This window comes from Streptomyces milbemycinicus (assembly GCF_002154605.1).
GTDB classification, from domain to species: Bacteria; Actinomycetota; Actinomycetes; order Streptomycetales; family Streptomycetaceae; genus Streptomyces; species Streptomyces milbemycinicus.
Genome location: NZ_MUNE01000707.1, coordinates 1 through 5840, shown reverse-complemented (window position 1 = coordinate 5840; position 5840 = coordinate 1). Strand labels below are relative to the sequence as shown.

The 5840-nt window shown below is 72.2% G+C and carries 8 protein-coding genes and 1 pseudogene; 7 read left to right on the top strand and 2 right to left on the bottom strand.

The annotated features are described in order from the left end of the window. Positions 1 to 225: pseudogene (locus CCN51_RS43655) on the bottom strand (hypothetical protein); the annotation flags it as partial. On the opposite strand from CCN51_RS43655, the gene CCN51_RS43650 reads away from it, so the two are divergent. From CCN51_RS43650 to CCN51_RS43635, 4 genes are all read left to right on the top strand, one after another. Next, positions 200 to 997, top strand: coding sequence for an AAA family ATPase (locus CCN51_RS43650; RefSeq protein WP_245881804.1), 798 nt, complete (start codon positions 200 to 202; stop codon positions 995 to 997). The pseudogene CCN51_RS43655 and the gene CCN51_RS43650 sit on opposite strands and share 26 nt — an antisense overlap. Before the next feature lie 154 nt (positions 998 to 1151). Beyond that, positions 1152 to 1571: a thioredoxin gene (gene trxA, locus CCN51_RS43645; protein ID WP_014179958.1), complete on the top strand. Its 420-nt coding sequence runs from the start codon at positions 1152 to 1154 to the stop codon at positions 1569 to 1571. Next, positions 1564 to 2163 (top strand): histidine phosphatase family protein, encoded by a 600-nt coding sequence (locus tag CCN51_RS43640; RefSeq protein ID WP_014179959.1) that lies wholly within the window; start codon positions 1564 to 1566, stop codon positions 2161 to 2163. The genes trxA and CCN51_RS43640 overlap by 8 nt, the downstream gene beginning before the upstream one ends. Positions 2164 to 2272: 109 nt before the next feature. Beyond that, complete coding sequence (locus CCN51_RS43635) at positions 2273 to 2698, top strand: OsmC family peroxiredoxin (RefSeq protein WP_014179960.1); 426 nt, start codon at positions 2273 to 2275, stop codon at positions 2696 to 2698. On the opposite strand, the gene CCN51_RS43630 is transcribed toward CCN51_RS43635, so the two are convergent. After that, positions 2673 to 3287, bottom strand: coding sequence for a hypothetical protein (locus tag CCN51_RS43630; RefSeq protein ID WP_014179961.1), 615 nt, complete (start codon positions 3285 to 3287; stop codon positions 2673 to 2675). The two genes, CCN51_RS43635 and CCN51_RS43630, sit on opposite strands and share 26 nt — an antisense overlap. A gap of 158 nt (positions 3288 to 3445) precedes the next feature. On the opposite strand from CCN51_RS43630, the gene CCN51_RS43625 reads away from it, so the two are divergent. The 3 genes from CCN51_RS43625 to CCN51_RS55370 all read left to right on the top strand — a co-directional run. Next, positions 3446 to 4222, top strand: a complete 777-nt coding sequence (locus CCN51_RS43625) for an IclR family transcriptional regulator (protein ID WP_043487678.1) — start codon at positions 3446 to 3448, stop codon at positions 4220 to 4222. Further along, a complete protein-coding gene (locus tag CCN51_RS43620) occupies positions 4219 to 5130 on the top strand; it encodes an SMP-30/gluconolactonase/LRE family protein (RefSeq protein ID WP_078610655.1) in 912 nt (303 codons plus the stop codon). Before CCN51_RS43625 ends, CCN51_RS43620 begins: the two co-directional genes overlap by 4 nt. A gap of 185 nt (positions 5131 to 5315) precedes the next feature. Beyond that, on the top strand, positions 5316 to 5840 hold a 525-nt coding region (locus CCN51_RS55370), incomplete at its 3' end, for an SCO2400 family protein (RefSeq protein WP_425444795.1).

The window sequence follows — 5840 nt, the reverse complement described above, 5'->3', positions numbered from 1 at the left end:
CAGGCTGACCACGGGCAGACCGGGGCGGTGGGCGCCGATCCAGTGGTCCTTGCCCACACCGGGCAGCCCCGACAGGACGGTCACCGTCATCCGGGTGTCGTCGTACGCGGCGTAGTCCGGGTCCCGGCCGGGGGTGCGGAAGTACTCGAAGCGGGCGTGGTCGGAGGGGAACCGGCGCGGCGAGCTGATCGCCCGCAGGGTGCTGTGGGAGCTGGGGGCGCCCATCGCCTGGCGTGAGCACGTCGCCGCCCTGGTCAGGCATCACCAGGTGCCGTTCTGGGCGCTGGAGCGGCCGGATCTGGAGCGCATCGCCTTCCGGGCCTCCCTGCTGGCCAGCAACGACGACCTGGCGGTGCTGGCGCGGGCCGATATCCTCGGCCGGATCTGCGGCGATACGGACGTGATGCTGGAGAACGTCGACCTGTACCGCGAGTACTGCGCCGAGCAGAAGTGCCTGACCGCGCCGCGCCGGTTCCCCTCCGACCACGCCCGCTTCGAGTACTTCCGCACCCCCGGCCGGGACCCGGACTACGCCGCGTACGACGACACCCGGATGACGGTGACCGTCCTGTCGGGGCTGCCCGGTGTGGGCAAGGACCACTGGATCGGCGCCCACCGCCCCGGTCTGCCCGTGGTCAGCCTGGACGCGCTCCGCGCCGAGCTGGGCGTGGATCCGGCCGCCGACCAGGCCCCGGTGGTGGCGGCCGCGCGGGAGGCGGCGCGGGGGCATCTGCGCGCGGGCGAGCCGTTCGTCTGGAACGCCACGAACGTCTCGCGGCGGCTGCGCGAGCAGTGCGTGGGGCTGGTGGCCGCGTACGGCGGGCGGGTCGACCTGGTGGCTCTCGAGGCGCCGCCCGCGGTGCTGCGCGCCCGTAACGCCGCCCGGCCCCGGCCGGTGCCGGAGGCGGTCATCGACCGGCTGATCCGCCGCTGGGAGACCCCCGACCCCACCGAGGCGCACCGCGTCACCTGGATCGACACGGCGGAGACCGCCTGAGGCCACGGCCGCGTGAGGTCACGGCCGCCGCAGGTCACGACCGTGTGAGCACTGCGGGAATACCACCTGAGGCGACCTGGTTGACGCGGTCCGGGCCACTGCGGATCGCAGCGAAGGCCCCACTGCCGACAGTATGGAAGCAGGTAGCGCAGGCATGAGCACCGTTGAACTCACCAAGGACAACTTCGACGAGATCGTCTCGGGAAACGACTTCGTCCTGATCGACTTCTGGGCCTCCTGGTGCGGTCCGTGCCGGATGTTCGCACCTGTCTACGAGCGGGCCGCCGAGACCCATCAGGACCTGGTCTTCGCGAAGGTCGACACCGAGGCGCAGCCCGAGCTCGCCGCCGCGTTCGACATCCAGTCCATCCCGACCCTGATGATCGTGCGCGAGAACATCGCGGTCTTCGCCCAGCCCGGCGCCCTCCCCGAGCCGGCCCTGGAGGACATCATCGGCCAGGCCCGCGGCCTGGACATGGACGCGGTCCGCGCCTCCGTCGCCGAGGCCCAGGGGAAGGCGGCCCAGGAGAAGGCGGAGGCGGGCGAGGCGGGAGCGCCGGGCAGCCGTGGGTGAGCTGGTGCTGATCCGGCACGGCGAGACCGAGTGGAGCCGGTCGGGCAGACACACCAGCTGGACCGATCTGCCGCTCACGCCACACGGCGAGGAACAGGCCCGCTCGCTGCGCCCGCTGCTCGCCGACCGCAAGATCGCGCTCGCCCTCGTCAGCCCCATGAGCCGGGCCGTGGCCACGGCCCGGCTCGCGGGGATCGAGGGGGCGGGGATCGAGCCGGACCTACAGGAGTGGGACTACGGCGGCTACGAGGGCATCACCACCGACGAGATCCACCGCACCAGGCCCGACTGGAATCTGTGGACCGACGGGGTCGCCCCGGGCGACCCCGAGCACCCCGGCGAGACGCCCGAGCAGATCGGCGCCCGCGTCGACCGGGTGCTGTCCGCCATCGAGGCCGAGCTGCGCGCCGACCGCGGCGATGTGGTCCTCGTCGCCCACGGCCACGTACTGCGCGTCCTCACCGCGCGCCGCCTCGGACTGCCGTCCTCCGGCGGCGCCCTCTTCCGGCTCGACACGGCGACCGTCAGCCGCCTCGGAACCGAGCACGGCCGACCCGCCGTTGTCGCGTGGAACGTGGGTTCCGGGTCGTAGGCTCAGGGGTGATCACCGGCTGATCACCGGCTGATCACCGACAGGTGATCCACGGCTCCCGGAAGCGAAGCCGGCAGAAGTTCACAGAAGCTCACAGAAGGCAGGAAGCATGGCTACGACGCGCACCGCGCACACCGTCTGGCACGGCAATCTGACCGAGGGTAAAGGGGCGGTGACCTTCGACTCCTCCGGGATCGGCGAGCAGCCGGTCTCCTGGCCCTCCCGCGCCGAGCAGGCGAACGGCAAGACAAGCCCGGAGGAGCTGATCGCGGCCGCGCACTCCAGCTGCTTCTCGATGGCGCTTTCGCACGGCCTCACCCAGGCCGGGACCCCGCCGACGCAGCTGACCACGCAGGCCGACGTCACCTTCCAGCCGGGCACCGGCATCACCGGTATCCACCTCACCGTGGAGGGCACGGTCGAGGGCGTGGACGAGGCGGCGTTCGTCGCGGCGGCCGAGGATGCCAAGAAGAACTGCCCGGTGAGCCAGGCGCTCGCCGGTACGACGATCACTCTGTCGGCGAAGCTGGCCTGACGGCGTCAACACGCTGCAGCAGCCCCCAGGTGAACTCCGCCACACAGTGGTGGAGTTCACCTTTTGAGTCCGGGGCCGTGAAGGCGATCCGCCAGCGGGTTGGCGCCGAGCCCTCCATCGGCCGGGCGGGCGCGAAAGCCTTCGCCACCTCGTCCACGGTGCAGGACCAGGGTGTCAGGTCCTCGACCGTACGCGGCCGGGGCCCGGCGGCGCCGGACGAGCGCACCAGCCACTCGTTCCACACCCCGCCGCCCGGCACGGTCAGCACCTCGAACCGCAGATCCGGCCACAGCGGCACCGGCCAGCTCAGCGCCTCGCAGGTCAGATCGCCGATCCGGCGGGTGGCCGTGGTCTCGGGCGTGCCGAGTACGGAACGGTAGTGGGTGACCGCGGACCGGCGCCGCGGCGAGCGCCGCATGGCCTGCCAGCGGCGGTTGGCCTCACGCATCACGGAGCGGCTGAAGCCCAGCTCGCGCAGTGCGCCCTCGACCAGGTCCGGGTGATAATCGGCCATTCTCCGCAGCAGCACCAGCACAAAGGGGAAGGGTGTGGGGAAGGAGTCGGCCGAGGGGTCGAGCGCGGAGTTCATGGCGCCATCGTGACGCACCCGGACGTTACCCAGGGGTACCAATGCCTGGCCATTGCCTGGAGAAGTCACCCCTGCGTAATCTGTGTTCGCGATACCGGTCGCTGGCCGGAATCTCGAACAGATGGTGCCAACTGGACCAGAAGGGGTGGGCGAGCGACATGGGACGCTTGGTGCCCGCAGTGACCCGGGCCCTGGACATACTCGAGCTCTTCCTCGACGGGGACGGCACGCTCTCCGCACCCGAGATCACCCGCAAGCTCGGGCTGCCCCGTACGACGGTCCATGAGCTGGTGACCACCCTGGCCGCCCGCTCCTACCTCGTGCAAGTCCCCGACCAGCCCGGTCGCTACCGGCTCGGGGTGCGCCCGTACCAGCTGGGCAGCCGATACGCCGAGCAGCTCGACCTGGCCGCCGAGGGGCAGCAGGTGGCCCGCAGCGTCGCCGAGACCTGCGACGAGACCGTCCATGTCGCCATCCTCGAAGGCGCGGACGTCATCTACATCGCCAAGGTCGACTCCACTCACGCCGTACGCATGGTCTCCGCCGCCGGCCGCCGGCTGCCCGCCCACTGCACCTCGGTCGGCAAGATGCTGCTCGCCTCCCTCTCGGAGGAGGACCTGGCCGCCCGCATCCCGGAGGACAGGCCGCTGGCCGCGATGACGGACAACAGCATCAGCTCCCCGCAGGAGCTGCGCCGCCACCTCGCCGCCATCCGCGAGCGCGGTGTCGCCGTCGAGCAGCGCGAGTCCAACCCGGATGTGAGCTGCGTGGCGGCCCCGGTGCGGGACTCGGTGGGCAAGGTCGTGGCGGCGCTGTCCATCTCGGTGCCGATGATCCGCTGGAGCGAGGAGCGGCAGGAGGAACTGGCGGAGCTGGCCGCCAAGGGCGCGGGCGAGCTGTCGGCCCGCCTCGGACACCGGAGGCGTGGAGCATGAGCGAGCCGAATGGGGTGACCGGCATCAACACCTTCAGCGACAGCATCGCCGGCGGCATCAGCGACGGACTGGACGTCGCCGTCCGGGCGGCCGCCGAGCTGGGCGAGGGCCCGACCTGGGACGCCGCCGCGCAGCGGCTGATCTGGGTCGACATCCTCTCGTCCCGCGTGCACACCTACGACCCGGCCAGCGGCCGGCGCACGGTCCTGGCGACCGAACAGCACGTCGGCGCCGCCAAGCCCCGCGCGGGCGGCGGTCTGGTGGTCAACCTGCGCGACGGCATCGGCCTGTACGGGGCCGACGGCGCATTCTCCTGGCTGGCCCACGAGCCGGTCCCCGGCCGTCGCGGCAACGACGCGGCCGTGGCGCCGGACGGCTCGCTGTGGGCGGGCACCATGCGCTACGACGAGGCGACGGGCGGCGGCACGCTGTCCCGTATCGCCCCGGACGGCTCCCGTACGGAGATCCTGCCCGACGTCACTGTCAGCAACGGCACCGGCTGGAGCCCGGACGGCAGCCTCATGTACTACGCCGACACCCCGACCTGCCGGATCGACGTCTTCGACGTGGCGGGCGAGGGGGTCACGGGCCGCCGTCCCTTCGTACGGATCGAGGACGGGGCCGGTTTCCCCGACGGGCTGTGCGTGGACGCCGACGGCGGTGTCTGGGTCGCGCTGTGGGACGGCGGCGCGGTCCGCCGCTACACCCCGGACGGCACGCTCGACCGAGTGGTCGAACTGCCGGTGCGCCGCCCGACCGCGTGCGCCTTCGGCGGCTCCGGTCTGACCGACCTGTATGTGACCTCGGCCCGGGTCGGGCTCGGCCCCGCCGAGCAGCCGCTCGCCGGGTCGGTACTGGTCCTCGCGGGGGCGGGGCAGGGGCTTGCGCAGTCGGCGTTCAAGGGCTGAGGACTGAGGAGTTCCGGGGCTGAGGCGCCGAGAGTTCCGGGGCTGAGGCGCTGAGGAGCTGAGCCGCCGAGGCGGACAATTTCGGCCAAGCGGAAACAGGTGCGGCGTGAATCCGATCCTTGCACAGGATTCTCACAATCCGCGGTTCCTCCGCTACCCGCCGGGCACATAACCTGCCCGGCGACATGGATTACTGTCCTGCCTGCCGCCGCCACCTCAACGGCGCTCTCGCCTGCCCCGGTTGCGGCGCGTACGCCGAGGGGTATCCGTACCCTGCCGCCGAAAACGCCGCCGCCGAAAACGCCGCCGCCGAAAACGCCGCCGCCGACTACGGCGACGACGTCGTCGGCGAGGACGTAGACGGCGAGGACGCCGACGGCGAGCTCTCCGCGGCCCCCGGCGCCGCCTCGACCCGCGCGGACCGGCGCAAGGCGTCCCGTAGAAAGCCGAAGCCCCGCGGCATCGTCGGCGGCCGGGCGCGACGCGCGCGGCGCGGGCGGGGGCGGCGGGTCACGATCATGGCGTCGGTGCTCGGCCCCGTGCTGGCCGGGCTGTTCGTGGCGGAAATCGCCACGGAGGGCGGCATCTTCCATGAGCCGTCTTCCTCGTCCAGCCCCGATACGTCGCCGGAGGCGGACCACAGCCCGGATGAGGGGGACTCCGGCGGACCGCGTACGCGCCAGAGCGGAGCGCCGGGGGCCGCGACGTCC

Excerpts from the sequence above, each read along its gene's own strand:
- CCN51_RS43620 (WP_078610655.1), top strand. The coding sequence starts at position 4,219 with ATGAGCGAGCCGAATGGGGTGACCGGCATCAACACCTTCAGCGACAGC.
- trxA (WP_014179958.1), top strand. The coding sequence starts at position 1,152 with ATGAGCACCGTTGAACTCACCAAGGACAACTTCGACGAGATCGTCTCG.
- CCN51_RS43630 (WP_014179961.1), bottom strand. The coding sequence starts at position 3,287 with ATGAACTCCGCGCTCGACCCCTCGGCCGACTCCTTCCCCACACCCTTC.
- CCN51_RS43635 (WP_014179960.1), top strand. The coding sequence starts at position 2,273 with ATGGCTACGACGCGCACCGCGCACACCGTCTGGCACGGCAATCTGACC.
- CCN51_RS43625 (WP_043487678.1), top strand. The coding sequence starts at position 3,446 with ATGGGACGCTTGGTGCCCGCAGTGACCCGGGCCCTGGACATACTCGAG.